Here is a 22238-nt window from a genome sequence, read left to right as displayed (position 1 = left end):
GGGGAGCTATGGAACAACGCCGTCGGGGATCGGGCTGGATCGGCTGGCTCGTGTTCCTGCTGTTTATTCTGGGGCCGTCTATTCTGCCGCCGTTGGCGCGTTGGCTAACCCAGCAGACGGGGTTGCCAATCGGCACGACCGAACTGTTTATTGCGCTGATTGTGTTGATGATGGTCATCTCGGTTGGCAGCAGTATTTTTGGTGCGCTGCGCCGGTCGAGCGAGAGTAGTGGCGGGCCGTCAATGCCGGCAGGGAATGACCCCTTCAACGTTCCATCAGCGCAGGGTGAAGTCTTTCGTCTGCCTTCCGCAAACCTCGATGAGGTGTTTCGCACGCCGCCGCCGCCGCCTGAACCGCCGCGCATGCCGGCTTCGTCAACCAATCTACCCGGCGCGCCCCGTTTCGAGCCAATCATCGAACCGCGGATTTTGACGATAGGTATCATCGGCGTGGTATGCATTGGCTTGGTGTTCGGTGTGCTGTTTTTGCTGATCAATCCGTAATCGGCCTGCTCCTTTGCCTGAAGAAGATGCATGAACCTTTACGATCCCTTTGCGCGTTACTACGATGCCGATTTTCGCCATTTTCACGATGATGTGCCCTTTTACCGCGAGTGGGCGCGCCGCACTGGCGATCCGATTCTTGAATTGATGTGCGGGACAGGGCGCGTGCTAGTGCCGTTGGCCAGCGCCGGCTATCGTCTCACCGGTGTCGATCTTTCGCCGGCGATGCTGGCACTGGCCAATGAACGGCTTGTCGCCGAAGGCTTGGCCGACCGGGTGACGCTGATCGAAGCCGATGTGCGTAGCATGATCTTGCCGGAAAACCATTTTCCGTTAGCGTTCGTAGCGGTTAATTCGTTTATGCACTTAACTACGATCGAAGATCAGCTCGCAGCGCTGGCGGCGGTGCGCCGGGCGCTTACCCGCAAGGGGACACTGATCATCGATCTGTTTAATCCCGATCCGCTGGCCATTACCCGCGAAGATGGCCGGATGCAGCTCGAACGCAGCTACGAACTCGATGGCCGCTATGTGCAGAAATTTGTTGTGATCGAGAGCGATGCCGCCGAGCAGCTTAGTCACGTTACCTTCATCTACGACGAGACGGCGGCTGATGGTGCATTGAGCCGGCGCACGATGCAGTTTACGATGCGCTGGCTCTACCGCTTTGAGCTAGAACATCTGCTAGCGCGGGCCGGCTTTACCCTTCGCGCTATCTATGGCAATTACGATTTGGAACCGTATACGTCGGCGAGCCCGCGTTTGATTGCGGTGGCCTCGCCGCGCCGTTGAGCGGTGTTGTTGCTGAAGGAGCACGCTGTATGCTGTCGATCCAAGAGATTATGGCCCTGATACCGCACCGGTACCCGTTTCTGCTGGTTGATCGGATTGTCGAGCTGGAACCGGGAGTGCGCGCGGTGGGTGAGAAGCTGGTCTCGGCGAATGAACCCTACTTTCAGGGCCATTTCCCCGGTAACCCGATTATGCCCGGCGTGTTGATCCTAGAGGCGCTCGCCCAAACCGGCGCGGTGGCGGCGCTGAGCCTGCCTGAAAACGCCGGCAAGCTGGTGCTCTTTGCCGGAATTGACGGCGCGCGCTTTAAGCGGGTGGTGCGTCCCGGCGATACCCTGCGGCTAGAGGTGCAGCTCGAACGGATGCGGCGCGGGATCGGCAAAGGACAGGCCCGTGCCACCGTCGCCGATCAATTGGCGTGCGAAGCTGAGTTGCTCTTTGCCCTCCAATAGGGCCACGGTGTGCCGTGACCTGATTGGTGGAGGGCGTAATCATATACTTCTCTGTCCGCCCTTTTGGCAGCAGATGTAAGGGACTCTTTCCTATTTGCGGGGAAGGGAAAGGGAGTGGGGGTTCAATCCCGCGCTTGTGCGCGCGAAGAAGCGCTATGCTGAGTGGAGCGCGGTACGCACGGACAAGAGAGTCTCGTACCTTCGCCCCCCTCAGAGCTTGCGAGTGAGCGTACCCAGTTATCATTGCAAGAGCGCGGAGCGTCTGAAGCAATCCCCCGCTTGAGCGCAACAGGATCTGGAGTATTCAGGAAGAGGTAAACAGTTATCAGCCACGACGCGATCACTAGCCCTCTCCCCGGATGGCCCGCGCCGTCAAGCCCGACCCGCCGCTGGATGGCGTAGTCGAGAGGGTCAGCATAGCAATTGCCGCCACCCTGCCGATTTGCACCGTCGGGGTGAGAGTTTTCTGTGTGCCGCTCAAGCCTACGAGACCGGAATCACGCCGCTGATCAACAAAAACTGCCCCACCATCACGAGGGTACAAGCACCGGTTGCGATCTGGCTGGCGACGCACGCTGTTGCCGGTTTACGCCGCTGTTCCATTGTTCTCCCGCAAGTGCGTAGTCAACGGCTCTTTAAACTCATTCGTGAACGAGTGCGCGATCCGGTTAAAGTATTCGCGCTGCTCACCGCGCTTGAGGCGCGGGCCGAATTATTCGCCGCCTTGTCAGATCCACATCACGGACTCTGGTTTGATTTCAGTGAGGTGCGACCATACATTCGCGAACTCAACCTGTTTCGTGTGCGCCAGATGACACCGGTGCTGTTTGCCGCTTGGGAACAGTGGATGCCTGACAATCCCGCGAATTTTGTCAGTATTCTCAGGATGGTTTCAGTTATCTCGTTTCGCTATACCGTGGTCAGCGCATTAAATCCTAATGGATTGGAACCGGTATATCACGAAGCAGCAAAAGCTATTATCTCTCATCAAGCCAAAACGCCGGCGACAGTATTTGAACTATTGCGTCCGATTTATGTTTCAGACCATAAATTCGAGCACGATTTTGCTACTTTGGCCATTTCAATGAATGGCCAACGCAAGAAACTGGTCAAATATACCTTGTTGATGTGATCCTGATACTGATCCGGCTTCAATTGAACATATTCTGCTTGAAAATCCGAGCCAAGAATGGGAACAGACGTTTCCTCAATCACAGTGGGAAGCTGCTGTTTACCGCTTAGGAAATCTCACTCTGCTCCGGGCAGCGGCCAACCGGCGCGCTAGGAATGCCAGTTATCGCGAGAAGGTGAGCATTTACCAGCAGAGCGCTTATCAATTGACCAAAAACATTGCCGAACTAGCGCCAGAGGAATGGACAATGGAGTTGCTCGAACGCCGCCAACGTGATCTGGTGCGCATTGCTACGATGGTTTTGCGGATTGATGTGGGTTAAAACTAGAGGCAACCACGCGAAGACGGCAAGGTTAAGCAATACCATCTTCGCGTGGCGTGTTGGCTTATGATCTGCTCATCCCTCCCACTGTTCGAGTCGCTGCTTGACCGTAGCGAGGAAGCGATCGGCGGTAGCGCCGTCGGCTATCCGGTGGTCGAAAGTAAACGAGAGGTAGCACAGTGGGCGAATGGCGATGGCATCAAGCCCGTTTTGAGTGATGACTACCGGACGCTTAACCACGGCGCCGATGCCGAGAATACCGGCTTGCGGTTGGTTGATGATCGGCGTGGCAAACAGGCTGCCGGTGACGCCATGGTTGGTGATAGTAAAGGTACCGCCATGGGTCTCTTCGGGCCGCAGCCGTTTGGTGCGCGCTCGTTCGGCGAGGTCGTTGACGGCGCGGGCCAGACCGAGCAGATTTTTCTCGTCGGCGTCAGGAATGACCGGCACCAGCAAGCCTTCGTTCAGCGCCACCGCAATCCCGATGTTGATCCGGCGGTGCAGCACGATGCCCTGCTCGGTGAAGCTGCCGTTGAAGACCGGTACTGCTTGCAAACCGGCCACCGTCGCCATCACAAAGTAGGGGGTAAGGGTCAAGCGCACGCCTTGCCGGTTGAAAGCTTCTTGATGGGCAGCACGGTGTGCAAGCACTCGGCTCAAATCGACCTCCATCACGGTAGTCGCATGCGGCGCGGTGCGTACCGAACGAGTCATGTGTTCGGCAATGCTGCGTCGCATTGGGGTGAGCGGTATGAGTTCGGCGTCGGCAGGGATCTCGACCGGGGCCGGAGCTGGCTCGACTGCCGAGGCCGGAGCGGAAGCCACCGCTGACGCAGGTGCAACTGCCGCAACTGGTGTAGGGACTGGAGCAGCCGCAACCGGCGCAGGGGCAACTGCCGGAGTCGGCGCAGCCGGTTGGCGCTCACGTTCGGCGAGGAAGCGCAGTACATCTTGTTTGGTGATCCGCCCACCTTGTCCGCTGCCACGGATTTGGGCCGGGTCAAGGTTGTGTTCAGCCAATAGCCGGGCCACGACCGGCGAGAGATAGGCATTGCGTCCATCGGTAGCTGGCGGTGTAGCTGGCGGTGCGGCAGTCGTGGTCGTGGCGGCAGCGGCGACCACTGCCGGCGCGGCAACGGTCGCTACCACCGGGCTAGCCGCTGGGGCCGGCGCGGCAACCGCTGCCCCAGCCGGAGCGAGCCGGGCAATTACCGTGCCGACCCGCACCGTCTCGCCTTCGGGCACCAGTATCTCGTGCAGGATGCCAGCTTCAGGAGCGGGCACCTCTGTGTCAACTTTATCGGTCACGACTTCTAGCAATGGCTCGTATTTCGCCACTGCATCGCCGGGTTGCTTGAGCCAGCGCCCAACGGTGCCTTCGGTGACGCTCTCGCCCAATTGGGGCATTTTGATGTCGATCATGGATCTCACCTGCTCATACGTTATGCATCGATCAGAGGGACACAGCGCCGCTGTGTCCCTTCGGTACGACCCGTGTGATGTTCAATACGCTGCTAACCGGCGCATAGCGGTGGCGATCGATGCTGGCGAAGGCATAAACGCCGCTTCGAGCGAATGGGCAAACGGCATCGCCGGCACATCCGGCCCGCCGATCCGCATGACCGGTCCGTCGAGATCCTCGAAGGCATGCTCGGCGATAATTGCCGCTACCTCGCCGCCAAACCCGCCAAACAGATTGTCTTCGTGGACGATCAGCGCCTTGCCGGTACGGCGCACGCTGGCGAGGATCGTCTCGGTGTCGAGCGGGCGTAGCGTGCGCAGATCGACCACCTCGACGCTCACCCCTTCGGCGGCGAGGGTCTGGGCCGCCTCGAGGCAGTAGTGCAGCATCAGACCATAGGCAAAGACCGATATATCCTCACCGGGACGCTTGATATCGGCGGGGCCGATCGGCACGCGGTAATCCTCTTCGGGCACAAAGCCTTTGATAAGGCGATAGGTCTTCTTGTGTTCGAGGAACAGCACCGGGTTCGGGTCTTCGATCGCGCTCTTGAGCAAGCCCTTGGCGTCGTAGGGAGTTGATGGCGTTACCACCTTGAGGCCGGGCACGTGGGCAAAGAAGGCTTCCACGCTCTGGCTGTGGTAGAGTGCGCCGTGGATGCCGCCACCATAGGGAGTACGGATCACGAGTGGTACCTCCCAATCGCCGTTCGAGCGGTAGTGAATCCGGGCCGCCTCTTGCACGATTTGGTTGAAGGCGGGCGCAATAAAGTCGGCGAATTGGATTTCGGCGATCGGCAGCGTGTCGTTCATCGCCGCGCCAATGCACGCGCCGACGATCACGCTCTCGGCCAGCGGCGAGTCGATCACGCGCATGGGGCCGTATTTGTCGTATAAGCCTTCGGTGACGCGGAAGACGCCGCCGCGCTTACCGACATCTTCACCAAAAATAAAGACCCGTGTATCGGCAGCCATCGCCTCGTCGAGGCCCTGCCGGATCGCTTCGAGCAGGTTCATCTCTGGCATGACATCCTCCAATGACTGTGTTTAACGCAAAGCCGCTAAGGACGCCAAGGACGCGACGGTTTTTGGATGGTCGCCCCCGGCGCGTTTGCGCCATACTCCACTATCCTTTGCGCCGTTGCGATGTTGCGTTACCGGCGTGGCCGTGCCGGCGCATACACATGGTCGTAGAGCGTTTCGGGTTCGGGCATCGGCGCGCGTTCGGCCTCTTCGGTCGCGCGGTCAACGATCGCCGCCACTTCGGCGCGCATCGCCTGCTCTTCAGCTTCGCTCAAGATGCCGTGCTCGCGCAGTTGGGCGACAAAGCGCACAATCGGGTCTTGGTGGCGCACGAGCGTCAGTTCGTGCGGCGGACGATAGGTGCGGTCGTTATCGTCGCTAGAGTGGGCCGTCATGCGCACCACGCGGGCCTCGATCAGCGTGGGACCATCGCCACGGCGCGCGCGCTCGACAGCGCGGCGGGTGACTTCGTAGACGGCCAGCACATCGGTGCCATCGACGCTAATGCCGGGAATGCCATAGGCCGGCCCGCGGTCGGCCACGCTGGCTACTGCCATCTGTTGGCGTTGGTGAACACTAATCGCGTATTCGTTGTTCTCGCACTGGAAAATGACCGGCAGCCGGTGAACGGCTGCCAGATTCAGTGCTTCATGAAAGTCGCCTTGGCTGGTGGTGCCCTCGCCGAAGGATACCCACGCTACCGCATCACCACCTTTGATCTTCTCAGCGAGGCCAATCCCAGCGGCGTGCGCAATTTGCGTCCCCACCGGCGACGATTGGGTCACAATTTTTAGGCGGCGGCAACCGTAATGAGCCGGCATCTGTCTACCCCCCGAACTCGGATCGGTGGCGCGGGCAAAGAGGCCCAGCATCACTTCGGTTGGAGTCATCCCCATCACTAGCACCGTCGCCAAGCCACGATAGTAGGGCAACACAAAATCCTTGCCTCGGCTGAGCGCAAATGCGGCCCCTACTTGTGCCGCTTCGTGCCCTTGGCAACTAATCACAAACGGTGCCTTGCCGGCCCGGTTGAGCACCCACATTCGCTCATCGAGCGCCCGCGCTAACATCATATACCGCAGCATGTCTTGCAACGTATGCGGCGGCAGATCGTGCCCAAATCCCGGACTGGCGCTGATTTCGTTGATCGAGACGGTCATTGATACTACCTCCCTCTTGATTTACGCGCCAATACCAAATTCCCGCCACGGTTCGCCGTAGCGGGGCGCGACAACGCAGGCGCACGCTCGTAAACGCTTACGTTCCGTCCCCATCGACGGCGATCGTGTATTCAGGCTACCATGAATAGTATAGCCGAAAATGCCGGTTTGCGGATGGCCGCAGCCGTCACGGTTCCCGCACCGCCAACGCCACTGGCCAGCGCCGCAAGACATCAGCCAGCGCCAGCCCCGGTCCCGCCGGATGATCGGCGACAGTCAGGCACTCATCGGTAAACAGATTGCGGTAGTGCGTTCCCGGCGCCACTTCAGGCAACGGCAGCCACGTCTCACCCCACAACTCACCGATCGGCGGCGTTTCCTTCCCGCCGCTAAGCCGGGCCGTGAGCCGGGGGGCGACTGCAAGCACTTCGCCGGCAGTGGGATGGCGGCGAGCAAAGGCGATAACGTACTCGGTAGCCGGCCCGGTCGGGGTGAGCGGCAAGTAGGCACCGGTGCGGAAGAGATCGATCCGCTCGCGCCGGCAGGCCAGCGCAGTGGCGATGGTGTAGAGCTTGATCCGGCCATCGGCGGCGGTAGCCAGCAGTTCTTCCGCCAATGCCTGCGCCCCGCGTTCGGCTCGCTGCGCGCGCAACTCGGCCAGCAGCGCCACCCGGCGCTGGAAGTCTACCGGTCGCCGGTTGTCGGGATCGACCAGACTCAAATCCCACAACTCGCATCCCTGATAGAGATCAGGCACCCCCGGCGTCGCCAGCCGCACGAGAGTTTGGGTCAGGCTGTTGAAGCGGCCAAAAAACGCGATCCGCTTAGCAAACGCATCAAGGCTTTCGAGGAACCGGCGCGAACGGCGTGGGTCGAGAATACCCGTCACAAACCGTTGCACAGCGGCATCATACGCCGCGTTCGGATTGATCCAGCTCGTATTCACCTTGGCCTCGCGAGTGGCCTTTTCCATATACGCGGCAATCCGCTCGGTAAAGTGAGCAAGCTGCTCCATCCCTTCCCACGTACCTACTAACGTCTGGTAGAGCAGATACTCATCGTTGCGACTAGGCGCCATTCCGCCCTCAAGCTGGCTGCGTTTCGCCGCATTCAGTCGGCTCCATTGCAGCACGTGCTTGCGCCATTCATCGGGCAGCTCACTCAGCACGCTGATGCGGGCGCGCACGTCTTCACTACGCTTCGTATCGTGGGTTGAGGTTGTCACCATACTGTGCGGCCAGTGTTGCTGCCGAGCTTGAGCAGCCTGATGCAGATCGGCCACATCGTTGCCAAAGAGTTCGGGGTGTCCGCCCACCTCATTGAGCGCGACCAGCCGGTTATAGACGTAGAAGGCCGTGTCTTCCACCCCCTTGGCCATCACTGGCCCACTTAGTTGCTGAAACTTCATCACAAAGCGCACCACATCATCGCGCACTTCTGGTGCAAAGTGGTCAAGATTACGCAAAAGCAATGTTTCTTCGATAAAGTCGAAGATTTGGGCGGCAGTGCGCGGGTTGCGCCGTTTCGCTTCCCTCACTGCGAAGCGGATCGCCTGCTCATCTCGTTCGCTAACGATACCGTCAGTGCTGATGTACGTGCGGTAGACCGGCATCCCGGCAATTACTTCACGGATCGCAAACGTCAGACTGTTAAGCGTAAAGTCGCGATAGCGGCGGGTGCGTTCGGCCAGTCGGTCGAGTAAATGGCTGAGCGTATTGACTTCGCTGGCGAGCGCGACCAGCATGATCTCTTTCTTTTTGCTGTTGACCAAATTGGCGAAGGTGGGTTGCGGCCCGGCAAACTGGCTGTATAGACGGTTGAGCGCGCGTTGACTGCTGCGATCAATCAAAGCGCCGCCGATTTGGTTGAGAAAATCGTAGCCGGTGGTGCCGGCCACTGCCCAATCAGCGGGCAACGGTTCACCGTGGCTGAGAATCTTCTCGGCCACCACGTAGAGCGGCCACAGTCGTTCGCCGCGTTCGGCCTGCGCCAACCGCTCGCGAATCTGTTCATCGAGATCAGCCGGGGCACTGCCACCAAAGCGATATGCCGCCGCATAGCGCAAATAACTCTCTTGCAATTGACGGAAGTAGGCCGCCGGCTGCCATAACCCATCAGGGTGATCGATACGGGCACCGGTAGCAACTCCTTCCGCCAACAAGCGCAAGATCAGATCGTGGGTCGCTTGCAAGACCTCCGGCAGCTCAACCCGGATAGCCGCAAGATCGTTAATATCGAAAAAGCGACGGTAGTTGATCTCTTCGGTCGCCACCCGCCAGAAAGCCAGCCGGTACGATTGGCGGGCAATCAACGCATCAAGCAAGTCAAAACTTTTCGGATCGGCGGGATCGCCGTTGTAATCGGCCAGTGCCTGCTCAATCATGCGGCGCACCGGTTCGCTCGCTGCCACCAGCGTTGCGATTCGTCGCTTGATAACTTCTTTCTCTCGGTTGCGCTCGATCACCCGATCAGGCGCCGTCTCGTGACGCGCCGGCAGATAGCCGATTGCCGTTATGATGCTCTGCAACTCAATCGCGTCGGGATGATCCGGCCCTAGCTCGCTCAGCAGATCGTCGAGCCGGTGAGCCAAAATATCGGCATAACTGCGCGGATTGAGCGGGAAGCGGTGTTCCCAGTAACCCAAGCTAAACCCGCCATCATCATCGTAGGACAAGCGCAACTCGCCCCGTTCGAGGATCACGCCGTATTGATCGCCGAGCACCGGCAGCAACACCTTGCCGTGCAGTTCGGGCGGCACCGGATCCCAATCGATATCGAAGTAGGGGGCAAACACCGAACTCGGCCCATTTTCAAGCACATCGCGCCACCAATAGTTGCGCAGATCGCCAATACCCATGTGATTGGGCACTACATCGAGGATCAACCCCAATTGATGGGCACGGAGAACCTCAGCGAGACGGGCAAAAGCCGCTTCACCACCTAATTCAGGATTTAATTGCGAATGATCGGTGATATCGTAGCCGTGCCGACTACCGGCGCGCGGGGTCAGAATCGGTGAGAAGTACAGATCGCTAATCCCAAGTTCAGCGAAATAAGGAACCAGCTCAGCTACATCGGTGAAGGTCAGATCAGCGTTCAACTGCAAGCGGTAGGTTGCGCGTGGAATGTGTGGTTCTACGTCAATCATGGTTCTCCCGGCGGCAGACGAAAGCGCAATTTTGCACCGAGCGCGCGGAACAGCCGCACCCACGTATGGGCATCGGCGTATCCTGTCTCGGCTTCCGCCTTCATCTGCGGATAAACAGACTGCAACAACTCGTAATAGACATTTTGGGTGTGCCAGACATCAACCTCGAAGGGTAGATTGCGGGCTAAGCCGACTGCTGTGTCGAGCTGCGCCAACAGCGCCCGATCCTCAGGCTTGACTTGAAAATGCTCGCTAATACGCCGGATGGTGCGTGCCAACGTATAACTCAATCCTTCGGCATCGAGAGAAACGCCAGAACGCTTTGCTTCACGTAACAGGCTATTAATCCGGTCAAAATCGAGCGGATCAGCCTCGAACAAACGGCGTAGTTCGGTATTGATAGCAAACTTAGCGGCAATTTGAAACTCTTGCGGCACCGGCATACCCATGCTCGCCAAGAAACGCATCAAGGGGGCATGATTCTCGTAAATTTGCCGGTACGCGGCCTCGGCATCGGCCAAACTCGAGGTTAGAATGCGGTTGAGGATTTGGCGCTGTTCATCACCAAAGAGCAGTTTGAGCGAATACTGCTCTTGGCCGAAATTGCGGTCAACGAGACGGATCACACCGGGAATATCAGCACGTAGGAAAAGCTCACTCAGATCTTCGATCAGCCGCTGATAGCTTTGCTCGCTCTGATATTCGCGTACACCACCTGAAATATTGTGATCGCCAAGATGAAGCACGCCGAAGCTGAGCCGAGTTGATTCGCCGGTGACATTCGACTCGATCCGAATCCGACCAAGCGCCAAGCGGGATTTCCCCGCCAAGAGCAGATGATAATCTTCGCGATCGACCGTATAAGCATAAATTCGCTCACGTTCTCCGACGCCATTGAAGAGCGAGGTCATCGCGTAGTGCGCGCCGACTTTGCGCAGATCGACCATTGCTGGGCGCACGTGGCGCTCGTAGAGGTCGCGGCCAGTGCCGCGCGCCGGCACATTGCTGCGCGCCTGCGCCAGCCGGTCGAGAAATTCCACTTCAAACTCTTCGCCAAACAGCTCGTGGGCCAGTTGGAGCGCCCGCCCGGCATACATCATCACTTGTATCGTTTCGATTCCACTCAGATCATCGAAAAACCAGCCGCACGAGGTGTACATCAACATCAGATGGCGCTGCAACTCCATCAGCTTCAGCACCGCAATCCGCTGGCCCTCATCGAGCCGCCCCCGGCCATGCCGGCCAATAAAGGCAGCGACATTCTCCGGCGAGCGATCGAGAATCACGTTGATATAGTCATCGCGCGCTGCCCATGGATCAACCAGCAACCGGCGAGCATAACCCTCGAAGCGAGGGGCAATTGTATCGCGCAGCCAGTCGAGCGCAGCGCGCAGCGGCGCCCGCCATGCCTGATTCCAACCCGGATTGCCGCCAGTATTGCAGCCGCAATCGGTTGACCAGCGCCCCACGCCGTGCGCGCAACTCCACGAGGTGCGTTCGATGATCTGCACTTCGTGGGTGGGGCGGTAGCGTTGCAAGTACGAGGCATAATTGGTCAGCTTAGCCAAGCCGGTCTCTTCGATGTAGTGCATAGCGTATGCTAGCGCCATGTCGCCGTAGCGATGGTGGTGGCCGTAGGTCTCGCCGTCGGTGGCGATGTGGGCAAGTTGCGGCCACGGGCGCTGGTCGTTGAAAATACTGGCCAATCGGTTGGCAAAACCGACCCCGCTGCTGAGCAGGCGCTCGAAGGCGACGGCCTGCGACACCGGCCCATCGTAGAAGAAGACGGTGATCGCCCGCCCGCTCGCCAGTTTCACCAGATACGGCTGGGTCGGATCGATCCGTCCGCCACTGACATCGTGCCAGATCATCTCGCCGATTTTGCGCACATGACTAGCTTGGATCGGGGCCAAGATCGTAAAGCGGATGCCATGCTCGGCCATGATATCGAGCGTTTCGAGATCAACCGCCGTTTCAGGCAACCACATCCCTTCCGGCTGACGGCCAAACCGGTAGACAAAGTCGCGGATGCCCCAGATGACTTGCGTCACCTTATCGCGCCGCGAGGCTAGCGGCATAATCATGTGGTTGTAGCACTGCGCCATCGCCGAGCCGACGCCGAAATAGCGCTGGCTCTCTTGATCAGCTTGAAGGATGGCATGATAGACCTGCGGCGCATGGGCGGCCAGCCACGTCAAGAGGGTTGGCCCAAAGTTGAAGCTGATCCGGCTGTAGTTGTTGACGATGCGGACAATTTGATTTTGGCTATCGAGAATGCGTGAGGCGGCATTTGCCTCGTAGCATTCGGCAGTAATCCGCTCGTTCCAGTCGTGATAGGGGTATGCCGAGTCTTGCTGTTCAACCGCTTCAAGCCATGGATTTTCCCGTGGCGGTTGGTAAAAGTGGCCGTGAATGCAGATCAGCCGCTCGGCCATAGGAGGTACTCCGTTGTTTCAGCTTCGTTTGCGTTGGCGCAAAGACGCTCTGCTACAGATTGTTTACACCTTTGCGCCCCTGTATTACTTCTAGGCGGTTGCTACCAACAGCACCGCGCTGTGGCCAGCGCACACGACGCTGGCCCGTTTTAGATTCGCTGCCGGCGGATCGGCGCTATCGAGCCGAATCTGCCACGCTTGCGCCGGTAGATCGATCTGCGCCGGATCGAGGCCGAAATTGAGCAGTAACCGGATGCCCGGCCACTCGACGATAATCACCTGCCCTTGCACACGGGTGCGTGGGCGCTGCCGCAACCCCGGCAGTTCGCGCCGGATGCGTAACAGTTCGCGGTAGAAAGCTTGATGCGCCGCGTGCCGCCCTACCGCACGCAAACTATGATTCAGCTTTGAGCGCATGAACGTTGCTGGGTCTTGCGGATCGGGCACAGCTTGGCCGGGATGGAGGAAGTAGGCAAATTCGCGTTTGCGCCCCTCGCGCACGCCGGTGATCAACGCCGGATCACTATGATCGGTAAAATATTGGAACGGCGCTGGTTCGTTATACTCTTCCCCCATAAAGATCAACGGCGTATACGGGCTGAGCAGTACCGTCGCCGCCGCCAAGCGCATCTGCGCCTCGCTGAGCGTCGCGCCGAGCCGATCACCAACCGCGCGATTGCCGACTTGATCATGGTTTTGGGCAAAGACCACAAACTGCTCGACGGTCAAATCCGACGGATTACGACCAAACCGGCGGCGCGCATGGGGTGAATATTCGCCAGCAAAGACGAAACTCCGCTCAATTGCTGTCGCCATCTGCTCGATGCTGCCAAAGCCCTCGTAGTACCCTTGTTGCTCGCCGGTGAGCAGGGTGTGCAGCGCGTGGTGGAAATCGTCTGACCAGATACCAGTCAAGCCATATCCACCCAGCTCTTTAGGGCGGGCAAAGCGCGGATCATTGAGTGGATGCTCGGCGAAGAGGTAGGCCGGACGGCCCAATCGCAACGCTTGCGCCCGTACCCGATCGGCTAGCTCTTCGAGCACGTGGTAGGGCGATATATCAAAAATAGCATGGGTTGCATCGAGGCGCAAGCCGTCAATGTGGTACTCGCGCAGCCACTCAAGTGCATTTTCGATGATCAACCAGCGCACCAGATCACTCTCGGCCCCGTCATAGTTGATCGCCGCCCCCCACGGTGTGCGGTAACGATCGGTAAACGCCGGCGGCGCGATGTCCCATAAATAGTTGCCTTCGGGACCAAAATGGTTATAGACCACATCGAGCAGCACAGCCATGCCGTGAGCATGGGCGGCATCAACCAGTCGCTTGAGGCCCGTTACGCCGCCGTAGGTGGTATGCGGCGCATAGAGGTAGACGCCATCGTAGCCCCAGTTGCGCGCACCGGGGAAGTGAGCCACTGGCATCAGCTCGATCGCGGTGATGCCGAGATCGCGCAGCATGGGTAGGTGGGGAATAATCGCCTCGAAGGTGCCTTCCGGCGTGAAGGTGCCTACGTGCAGCTCGTAGATCACCAGATCGGCGAGCGGAACTCCGCGCCACGTCGTATCGCTCCAGTCAAAGCGATGATCCACCACCGCCGACGGGCCATGCACACCGTCGGGTTGGCAGCGCGACGCCGGATCGGGCCGCTCGCGCGCTCCGTCGATCCGGTAGCGGTAGCGCGTGCCGGGAGGTGCTGCCGTGATCACATGCCAACAACCGTAGCCGATCGGCTGCATCGCCACCGCATGCGGCTGCGCATCGAGCACGATCAGCTCAACAGTTGTCGCCGTTGGCGCCCATAGTGTGAACGCGGTTGTACCATCGGCCCGGTAGACCGCGCCGGGCAGGGGTAAATCAAACATAGAGATTCCACGGTTCGAATTCGTAGGGCGGGTTGAAAACTCGCCCTGTGTTGCCACAATGTGCGAGCCGGTGGGGCGGTTTGAAAACCCGCCCCCTCTCATTTATCCATTATGTTTAAAGAACAGCGCCCCCAATGGCGGCAGGCGCAGCCGTAACGAATATGGCCGGCCATGCGATGGCGTCTCTTCGGCCATTACCCCGCCGGCATTGCCTTGCCCGCTGCCCCAATAGTACTCAGAGTCGCTGTTAAACAACTCGCGCCACCAGCCGCCCGCCGGCACGCCGACTCGATAATCCTCGCGCACCACCGGCGTCGCATTCAGTACCACCAGAATCGTTTCACCATGCCGGCTCTTGCGCAAGAAACTGTAAACGCTGGCGTCGGCATCATTGGCATCCACCCACTCAAACCCCTTCGGATCGCAGTCGAACTCGTGTAGCGCCGGCTCGCTGCGGTAGAGCCGGTTGAGATCGCTGATCGTGCGCAGCACCCCTTGATGCGAAGGGAACATCAACAGGTGCCAGTCAAGGCTGGTGTCATGCGACCATTCGCGCCACTGGCCGAACTCGCCGCCCATAAAGAGCAGCTTCTTGCCGGGTTGGGCGAACATGTAGCTGTAGAGCAGGCGCAGATTAGCAAACTTCTGCCACACATCACCCGCCATTTTATCGAGTAGCGACCCCTTGCCATGCACCACCTCATCGTGCGAGAGCGGCAGCACGTAGTTTTCGGTGAACATATAGAGGCCGCGGAAGGTCAGCTCGTTGTGGTGGAAACGGCGATAGATCGGGTCGCGGCGGAAGTATTGCAGCGTATCGTGCATCCACCCCATATCCCACTTAAAGCCAAAGCCTAACCCGCCGACGTAGACCGGACGCGAGACCATTGGCCATGCCGTGCTCTCTTCGGCGATCGTCTGTACGTCGGGATAGTACTTGTAGATTTGGGTATTCAATTCGCGCAGGAAGCTAATCGCTTCAAGGTTCTCATTGCCGCCGTACTCGTTAGGAATCCACTCACCGGGCCGGCGCGAGTAGTCGAGGTAGAGCATGCTCGCCACCGCGTCAACCCGCAGGCCGTCAATATGAAACTTATCAAGCCAGCAGAGGGCTGAGCTGATCAGGAAGCTGCGCACCTCATTGCGCCCGTAGTTGTAGATATAGCTCCCCCAATCAGGGTGATAGCCCTTGCGCGGGTCAGCATGTTCGTAGAGATGGGTGCCGTCGAAGTAGGCCAGACCATGGCCGTCGGTGGGGAAGTGACTCGGCACCCAGTCGAGAATCACACCGATCCCGTTCTGGTGCAGGTAATCAACAAAGTACATAAAATCTTGCGGCGTACCGTAACGGCTCGTCGGCGCAAACATCCCGGTTGACTGGTAACCCCACGAGCCGTAAAAGGGGTGTTCAGTTACCGGTAACAACTCGATGTGGGTAAAGCCGCACTCCTTGACGTGCTCGGCCAGCTCGTGCGCAAGCTCACGGTAATTGAGCGGGCGGTTATCCTCTTCGAGCTTACGTCGCCACGACCCAAGATGCACTTCATAGATCGAGATTGGTACGTCGAGCCGATGGCGCTGGCCGCGCTCGGCCATCCATTGCTGATCCGACCATGTATAGTCGCGATCCCAGACAATTGCCGCCGTCTGCGGTGCGACTTCAAAGTAGCTACCGAAGGGATCGGTCTTGTCTTCACGGTAGCCATAGTAGCGCGAGGCGATGTGGAACTTATAGCGCATTCCTTTGCCGACGTGGGGGATGAACCCTTCCCACACGCCGGAAAAGCCGCGCTGGCGCAACGGGTTGGCCCCAGCGTCCCAGTTATTCCAATCGCCGATTACAGCCACATATTCGGCGTTGGGCGCCCAGACTGCAAAGTACGTACCGGAAACGCCTTCGATCGTTACCGGTTGGGCACCGAATTTATTGTACAGGCGGTAATGGGTGCCTTGATTGAAGAGATAAATATCATCTTCACTGAGGATGCTAGCCATCATCGCTTTGGTTGCCGCCGACGGCTCTTCGGCCACTGCGGCGGGTGTAGCGGTATGCGGCGCAATCATCGGCGCAGTCGCTTCTTCAACCGGCGTTTCTTTCTTGCGACGGGTACGGCGCGGTTTTTCAGTATCGCTCATGGGTGGTTCCTCTTGTGGGTATTGATGGCTGCGCTCACGCGCAACTCGTAGGCTATTGTAATGCAGCTTTTGGTTTTCCCGCAGCGTGCGTCGAGGGCGCGGAGGCGCAGCAATTCCGCGCGAGGGCGGAAGTCGCCCGCTCAGGCATGTATTCTGCTGAAGCGGGAGATTGCTTCGGGTGCTGTACGCCCTCGCAATGACAAACGTGCTGCGCACTCGGCATTCTCTGCGGTACACTGCTACTGCTCAAGCTGGCGCAAGATCCCGTTGATCGGAATGGGCAACCAATCCGGGCGATTATTCATTTCATACGCCAGTTCGTAGATCGCTTTTTCGACCACAAAGGTCTCAAGCAACGCTTCCAAATCGGCGCGATTGGCGGGCACAAACGGTTCGTGACCCGCTGTAGCGAGGTAGCCGTGCAGGAACGCAGCGCAAACCCAGAAGCTCCAGAAATCGGCCCAATGTTGCAGCCGCTCGAACTCATCAGCGCTGCTGGCCGCCCCATCACGCGCAAAGAGAACAGCATACGCGGCGTACTGGTACGAGCGCAGCATGCCGGCCACATCGCGCAGCGGCGACCGCTTAATCCGCCGCTCGCTGATCGGGCGCAGCGGTTCACCCTCGAAGTCGATAATTACATAATCTTTGCCGGTAAAGAGCACCTGCTCAAGATGATAATCGCCGTGAATGCGGATGCGCACGGTCTCGATTTTATCGCTGGTAATGCGATGTAGCCGGGCTAGCAAGGCGTCTTCACTCTGCGCGACGCGTTCGGCGGCGGGGCGCACTGTCGCCGGCAAGGATGGCAACTGCTTGCGCAGGTCTTGCAGGGTGCGCCCGATCAGGCTGCGGATGCTCTGATAGATCGAGCGTTGGTAGAGGGTTGAGAAGGGTTCTGGCGCCATAGCCGGCCCGCTCCCTTTTGCCAACGCCTGATGCATCTCGGCGGTGCGCTGGCCAAGCAAGCGTGCTGCTTCAAGGTAGCCGCCGATCAGCTCTTCGGCTAACGGCGCCAGCGGTTGTGCAGCAGCCGCCAACAGCTCGGCTACGCTCCCCTTCACCACCGGCGGGGTCAAATCGGGCCGGGTGAGCACCGTATCGTAATAGCGCCGCACCACATCGAGCGCGTAATCGAAGGCGTCACCCTCGTTTTGCACATAACCCTGCACAATCGCCAGCGTTAGCGGCTCGTCTTTGCCGCGCAAGTATTCGATGTAGCCGGCCACTGGCGGCGTGTGGGCAAACCCAGCCTCTTCGGTCAAATAGCGGCCTAGTTCAAGATCGGGGTTGCGGCCCGGCTCGATCTTGCGGAACAGCTTCATGATCAGCCGGGCGCCGAAATTGATTGACGAATTGCTCTGCTCGCCGCGCATCAGGCTCGGTTCAAGGCCATCACTGCCGCTCAGCAACTTCCGCAAAGCGCGAGTCGTACCTCCCACCAGCTCGCCGCCAGCCTCGCCGCGCAAGCGCCGGCGACCTATCGTCAGTTCGAGGAGCGCCGCCGGAAAGCGCCGCTCGCCGATCGGATCGTACAGCACCCCCGCTTCAGGCCGTCGCCCCACCTTCAGGCGGGCAATCGCCAAATGGCGCTGATCGGCCACTATCTGATCGGCCCGCTCACCTTCGGCATAGGCCATCGGTAGCAGATACATTTCAGGGCTGCCCTCAACATACTGCACATTCAGCAGCGTGAGATAGGCCGGGCCGCCGGCATAATCGAGCCGAACAAATTCGTTGATGCTGACCTGCTTAATCTTGCGCGTCTTGGCGCCAAACCAGCGCCGGTTGCGCAAATAAACGGGCAAGACCCGTTCTAGCCGCTCTTGGCGACCGTCGTAAAAGATGGCATCCCACTCGATCGCGTCAACCGGTATCTGCGCCAGCTCGGTTTCAGGTTGCGGCGCTGCCAACCGCACCCCCTCGACACGCTGCGGCACCAGCGTAAACCAGTAGAAGCTATGCGGGCCAAGGGTGAGGAAATAGGGTTGGTCACCAATCGGCGGAAACTCGACTTGCCCAAACAGCTCCACCGGCATCAGGCTGCGGTACGGCGAGAGGTCGAGTTCGACGCCTTGCACAAACCGCGACAGATTGAAGACCGCGAGCAGGATTTGGTCTTCGGTCTTGCGCAAGAAACAGAGTACCTTGCGGTTTTCGGGGTAGAGAAACTCAAGCGTGCCGCGACCAAACGCCGCATATCGCTTGCGCAGTGCGATCAGTCGCTTCATCCACCAGAGTAGCGAGTGCTGGTTGGCGCTCTGCGTTTCGACATTGACCGTCTCGTAGTGATATTCGGGATCGGTAATCACCGGCAGGTAGAGTTGCTGCGGGTTGGCGCGGGAAAAACCGGCATTGCGGTCGCCGCTCCACTGCATCGGCGTGCGCACCCCGTTGCGATCGCCAAGGTAGATGTTATCGCCCATGCCGATCTCGTCGCCGTAATACAGCACCGGCGTGCCCGGCAACGAAAAGAGCAGGCCGTTCATCAGCTCAATTTTGCGCCGGTGATTGCCGAGTAGCGGGGCCAGCCGGCGGCGAATGCCAAGATTGATGCGCGCCTGCGGATCACGGGCGTAGACCCGGTACATATAATCGCGCTCTTCATCGGTCACCATTTCGAGGGTCAACTCATCGTGGTTGCGCAAGAAGATCGCCCACTGGCAAGTATCGGGAATCGGCGGCGTCTGCCGCATAATGTCAATGATAGGATAGCGATCCTCAAGATGCACCGACATAAAGAGCCGCGGCATGACCGGGAATTGGAAAGCCATGTGGCACTCATCGCCATCACCGAAATAGGCGACCGCGTCTTCCGGCCACTGATTCGCCTCGGCCAGAAACATCCGCCCATGGTACTTCTCATCCATGTGCCGGCGTAGCCGCTTGAGGAAGGCGTGCGTTTCCGGCAAATTCTCGCAATTAGTACCCTCAGCCTCATAGAGATAGGGGATAGCGTCGAGCCGCATACCATCGACGCCGAGATCGAGCCAGAACTCCATCGCCTTGAACATGGCCCGTTGCACCGCCGGATTCTCAAAGTTGAGGTCAGGCTGGTGGCTGTAGAAACGGTGCCAGTAATACGCCTGCGCCACCGGGTCCCATGTCCAATTGCTGGTCTCGAAATCTTTGAAGATAATCCGCGCGTCTTTGTAGCGGTCGGGCGTATCCGACCACACATAAAAATTACGTGCCGAGGAGCCGGGCTTGGCGCGGCGGGCGCGCTGAAACCACGGATGTTGATCAGAGGTGTGGTTACAGACCAGCTCGGTAATCACGCGCAGGCCACGACGGTGGGCCTCGCGAATAAAGACTTTGAAGTCGGCGAGAGTGCCGTAGTTAGGGTGGATGTTGGTATAGTCAGCGATGTCGTAGCCATCATCACGCAGTGGCGAAGGATAGAACGGAAGTAGCCAGATCGCCGTCACCCCCAGATCCTGCAAATAATCGAGCTTACCGGTCAGGCCGGGAAAATCGCCAATTCCATCGCCGTTGCTGTCGCAAAAGGCACGGACATGCAGCTCGTAGATCACCGCATCTTTATACCAGAGCGGATCATCGGCCAGAATCGTCGGCGCCTTGGCTGGGCGGGTACGGCTCATGATGCGTCCTCATCGTTCGTTTAGCTTACTCCCCTCATCCAACATCGTCGTATCGGCGCAGCGTTGCGCGTGCTGTTAGGCGAAATACTCAAACCCGCGCTCATCGCGGCGCAAGCGGCGAATGCAGAAGATATGCACTGGCGCTTGCGGGCTGAGTTCGACATAGTTAAATTCGCCCGACCACGTATAGCGAGCATCGGTCAACAAGTCGTGGGCTTGGTACACACTATTGAGGCCCCACTCGGCCACCGGCACCTGCACCCAACCGCGCTGGGTACGTTCGGGATCGAGGTTGACCACCACTAGAATAATATCTTGGCCATCGGGTGAAGTTTTGCTATAGGCCAACAACCACTCGTGCTCATGGAAGTCAATGTCAACCCGGTGGAAGCGCAGCGTATCGTTGCGGTGCAACGCGGGATGCTCACGGCGAATCCGGTTGAGTTGAGCAATAAAGCCGCGTAGACTATGCGGCGCATCGAGGTGCCACCGCTTGATCTCGTACTTCTCGTTGTCGATATACTCTTCGCGCCCCGGCACCGGAATATGCTCCATCAACTCGTAGGCCGGGCCGTACATCCCCCAACTCGCCGTCAGCGTTGCCGCCATCGCCGCCCGCGTCAGAAAGACGGAACGCTGGCCGGCATAGAACTGCGGGGTCAGAATGTCGGGCGTGTTTGGCCAGAAGTTAGGGATAAAGAGATCGCTCACCGGCGGTGTGGTCAATTCCAGCAGATACTGGGTAATCTCGTGCTTGGTCGTGCGCCACGTGTAGTAGGTATAGCTCTGAGTAAAGCCGATCTTGGCCAGATGGTACATTACCTTTGGCCGCGTAAACGCCTCTGAGAGAAAGATCAGGTCGGGATGCTCGGCCTTGAGCGAGCTGAGGCACCACTCCCAGAAGCGCAAATTCTTGGTGTGCGGATTATCGACCCGGAAGATACGTACTCCCTGCTCGATCCAGAAGGCAAAGATCCGGCGTAGCTCTTGCCACAACCCCTGCCAGTCATCCGACTCAAAATCAAACGGATAGATATCTTGGTACTTCTTGGGCGGATTCTCAGCGTACTGAATGGTGCCATCAGGGCGAGCGCGGAACCACTGCGGATGCTCGCGTACATACGGATGATCTGGCGAACACTGGAAGGCGATGTCGAGCGCTACCTCGATGCCGTAGGTACGCGCTGCCGCTACCAGCGCTCGAAAATCCTCGAGCGTGCCCAATTCGGGATGGACGCTCATATGGCCGCCGTCGGCATTGCCGATCGCCCACGGGCTGCCCGGATCGCTGGGGCCGGCGGTGAGGCTGTTGTTTCGACCTTTGCGGAAGGTGTAGCCGATCGGATGGATCGGCGGCAGATAGAGCACATCAAAGCCCAATTCGGCCACGTAGGGCAGGCGCTTGATCACATCACGAAAGGTACCATGACGGCCCGGCTCATCGGCAGTCGAACGGGGGAACAACTCGTACCACGCTGAAAACCGCGCCCGCTCACGCTCGACCGTCACTGGATACACTTCGGATTCAGTGGCAAAGCGGCGTGGTAAATGGACGGCCATTAATGAATGGATCTCGCTGGCAAAAGCGGTATCGACATCACCGGCAATCAGCGCCGCCTCAGCCACGTGCAACACCGCCGAATCGGCGCCGCTGGCATGGTGCGCCGCTTCGCCGACGAGTGCCGCCCCGATCTGCAAATCAACCCGTACGTCTTGGCCGGCAGCTAGCCGCTTCTCAAGCTGATGCACCCACGTCGCAAAGCGATCGATCCACGCCACAATCTGAAACTCGTGGCGGCCAATGCTATTGAGGGTAAATTGACCCTCCCAACGATCGTTGACCAGCGGGCGCAACGGCGCTTCGTGCCACGCCTCGGCCCCGACCGGACGGTGGCGCACCACCGCTGCCAACTCGTCATGACCGTCGGCAAACAGATCGCACCGCACCGTCAGTACATCACCCACAATCCGCTTAACCGGATACCGGCCACCATCGATTGCCGGTTCAACCGCCTCGATAATAACCCGGCGCCGCCCTTCACCTACTGCTGCCAGATCAGGAGCGACTGCCGCCGCTGCGCGACGCGATTGAGAACGTGGCGCCTTGACGGTCATGGAGCCTCCTCGAAATGTGACACATCGTGACTTTGCGCGTGGGGTGATGCCTCGTTCACCCTTCCCCACTTTCGATTGTACGGTGCTCGGC

General features: G+C 59.1%; 14 protein-coding genes. 5 read left to right on the top strand and 9 right to left on the bottom strand.

Annotation, left to right across the window (positions count from 1 at the left end; all coding sequences use genetic code 11):
• Positions 1-8: 8 nt before the first annotated feature.
• The 5 genes from Q1A00_RS14040 (at position 9) to Q1A00_RS14020 (ending at position 3201) form a co-directional block, all read left to right on the top strand.
• Complete coding sequence (locus tag Q1A00_RS14040) at positions 9-503, top strand: hypothetical protein (protein WP_298401479.1); 495 nt, start codon at positions 9-11, stop codon at positions 501-503.
• 30 nt (positions 504-533) lie between these two features.
• A complete protein-coding gene (locus Q1A00_RS14035; RefSeq protein WP_298401484.1) occupies positions 534-1295 on the top strand; it encodes a class I SAM-dependent methyltransferase in 762 nt (253 codons plus the stop codon).
• 29 nt (positions 1296-1324) lie between these two features.
• Positions 1325-1747 carry a 3-hydroxyacyl-ACP dehydratase FabZ gene (gene fabZ / locus Q1A00_RS14030; protein ID WP_298401487.1) on the top strand — a complete coding sequence of 141 codons (423 nt, stop codon included), beginning with the start codon at positions 1325-1327 and terminating at the stop codon, positions 1745-1747.
• 655 nt (positions 1748-2402) lie between these two features.
• Positions 2403-2879 carry a hypothetical protein gene (locus Q1A00_RS14025; RefSeq protein ID WP_298401490.1) on the top strand — a complete coding sequence of 159 codons (477 nt, stop codon included), beginning with the start codon at positions 2403-2405 and terminating at the stop codon, positions 2877-2879.
• Between the two features lie 22 nt (positions 2880-2901).
• A complete protein-coding gene (locus tag Q1A00_RS14020) occupies positions 2902-3201 on the top strand; it encodes an HNH endonuclease family protein (RefSeq protein WP_299757425.1) in 300 nt (99 codons plus the stop codon).
• Positions 3202-3276: 75 nt separating this feature from the next.
• Here Q1A00_RS14020 and Q1A00_RS14015 read toward each other — a convergent pair whose 3' ends face one another.
• The 9 genes from Q1A00_RS14015 to Q1A00_RS13975 all read right to left on the bottom strand — a co-directional run bounded on the left by Q1A00_RS14015 (position 3277) and on the right by Q1A00_RS13975 (position 22147).
• Positions 3277-4623 (bottom strand): dihydrolipoamide acetyltransferase family protein, encoded by a 1347-nt coding sequence (locus Q1A00_RS14015; RefSeq protein WP_298401493.1) that lies wholly within the window; start codon positions 4621-4623, stop codon positions 3277-3279.
• A gap of 81 nt (positions 4624-4704) precedes the next feature.
• Positions 4705-5688, bottom strand: a complete 984-nt coding sequence (locus tag Q1A00_RS14010) for an alpha-ketoacid dehydrogenase subunit beta (RefSeq protein ID WP_298401496.1) — start codon at positions 5686-5688, stop codon at positions 4705-4707.
• Between the two features lie 128 nt (positions 5689-5816).
• Positions 5817-6845: a thiamine pyrophosphate-dependent dehydrogenase E1 component subunit alpha gene (locus Q1A00_RS14005; protein ID WP_298401497.1), complete on the bottom strand. Its 1029-nt coding sequence runs from the start codon at positions 6843-6845 to the stop codon at positions 5817-5819.
• Positions 6846-7032: 187 nt separating this feature from the next.
• Positions 7033-9993, bottom strand: a complete 2961-nt coding sequence (locus Q1A00_RS14000) for a malto-oligosyltrehalose synthase (protein ID WP_298401499.1) — start codon at positions 9991-9993, stop codon at positions 7033-7035.
• Positions 9990-12428 carry a DUF3536 domain-containing protein gene (locus Q1A00_RS13995; RefSeq protein ID WP_298401502.1) on the bottom strand — a complete coding sequence of 813 codons (2439 nt, stop codon included), beginning with the start codon at positions 12426-12428 and terminating at the stop codon, positions 9990-9992. Before Q1A00_RS13995 ends, Q1A00_RS14000 begins: the two co-directional genes overlap by 4 nt.
• A gap of 90 nt (positions 12429-12518) precedes the next feature.
• The gene (gene treZ, locus Q1A00_RS13990; protein ID WP_298401505.1) at positions 12519-14294 is read right to left on the bottom strand and encodes a malto-oligosyltrehalose trehalohydrolase; all 1776 of its coding nucleotides are present in this window, start codon (positions 14292-14294) and stop codon (positions 12519-12521) included.
• A 102-nt stretch (positions 14295-14396) separates the two neighbouring features.
• Entirely contained in the window at positions 14397-16430 is a 2034-nt protein-coding gene (gene glgB / locus Q1A00_RS13985) for a 1,4-alpha-glucan branching protein GlgB (RefSeq protein ID WP_298401507.1), read from the bottom strand.
• 239 nt (positions 16431-16669) lie between these two features.
• Complete coding sequence (treS, locus tag Q1A00_RS13980) at positions 16670-20032, bottom strand: maltose alpha-D-glucosyltransferase (RefSeq protein WP_298401509.1); 3363 nt, start codon at positions 20030-20032, stop codon at positions 16670-16672.
• Positions 20033-20107: 75 nt separating this feature from the next.
• On the bottom strand, positions 20108-22147 hold the full coding sequence (locus tag Q1A00_RS13975; RefSeq protein WP_298401511.1) for an alpha-1,4-glucan--maltose-1-phosphate maltosyltransferase: 2040 nt from the start codon (positions 22145-22147) through the stop codon (positions 20108-20110).
• Positions 22148-22238: the final 91 nt, after the last annotated feature.

It is taken from the genome of uncultured Chloroflexus sp. (genome assembly GCF_938091255.1).
GTDB lineage: Bacteria > Chloroflexota > Chloroflexia > Chloroflexales > Chloroflexaceae > Chloroflexus.
This window is presented reverse-complemented; position numbering and strand designations above follow the sequence as displayed.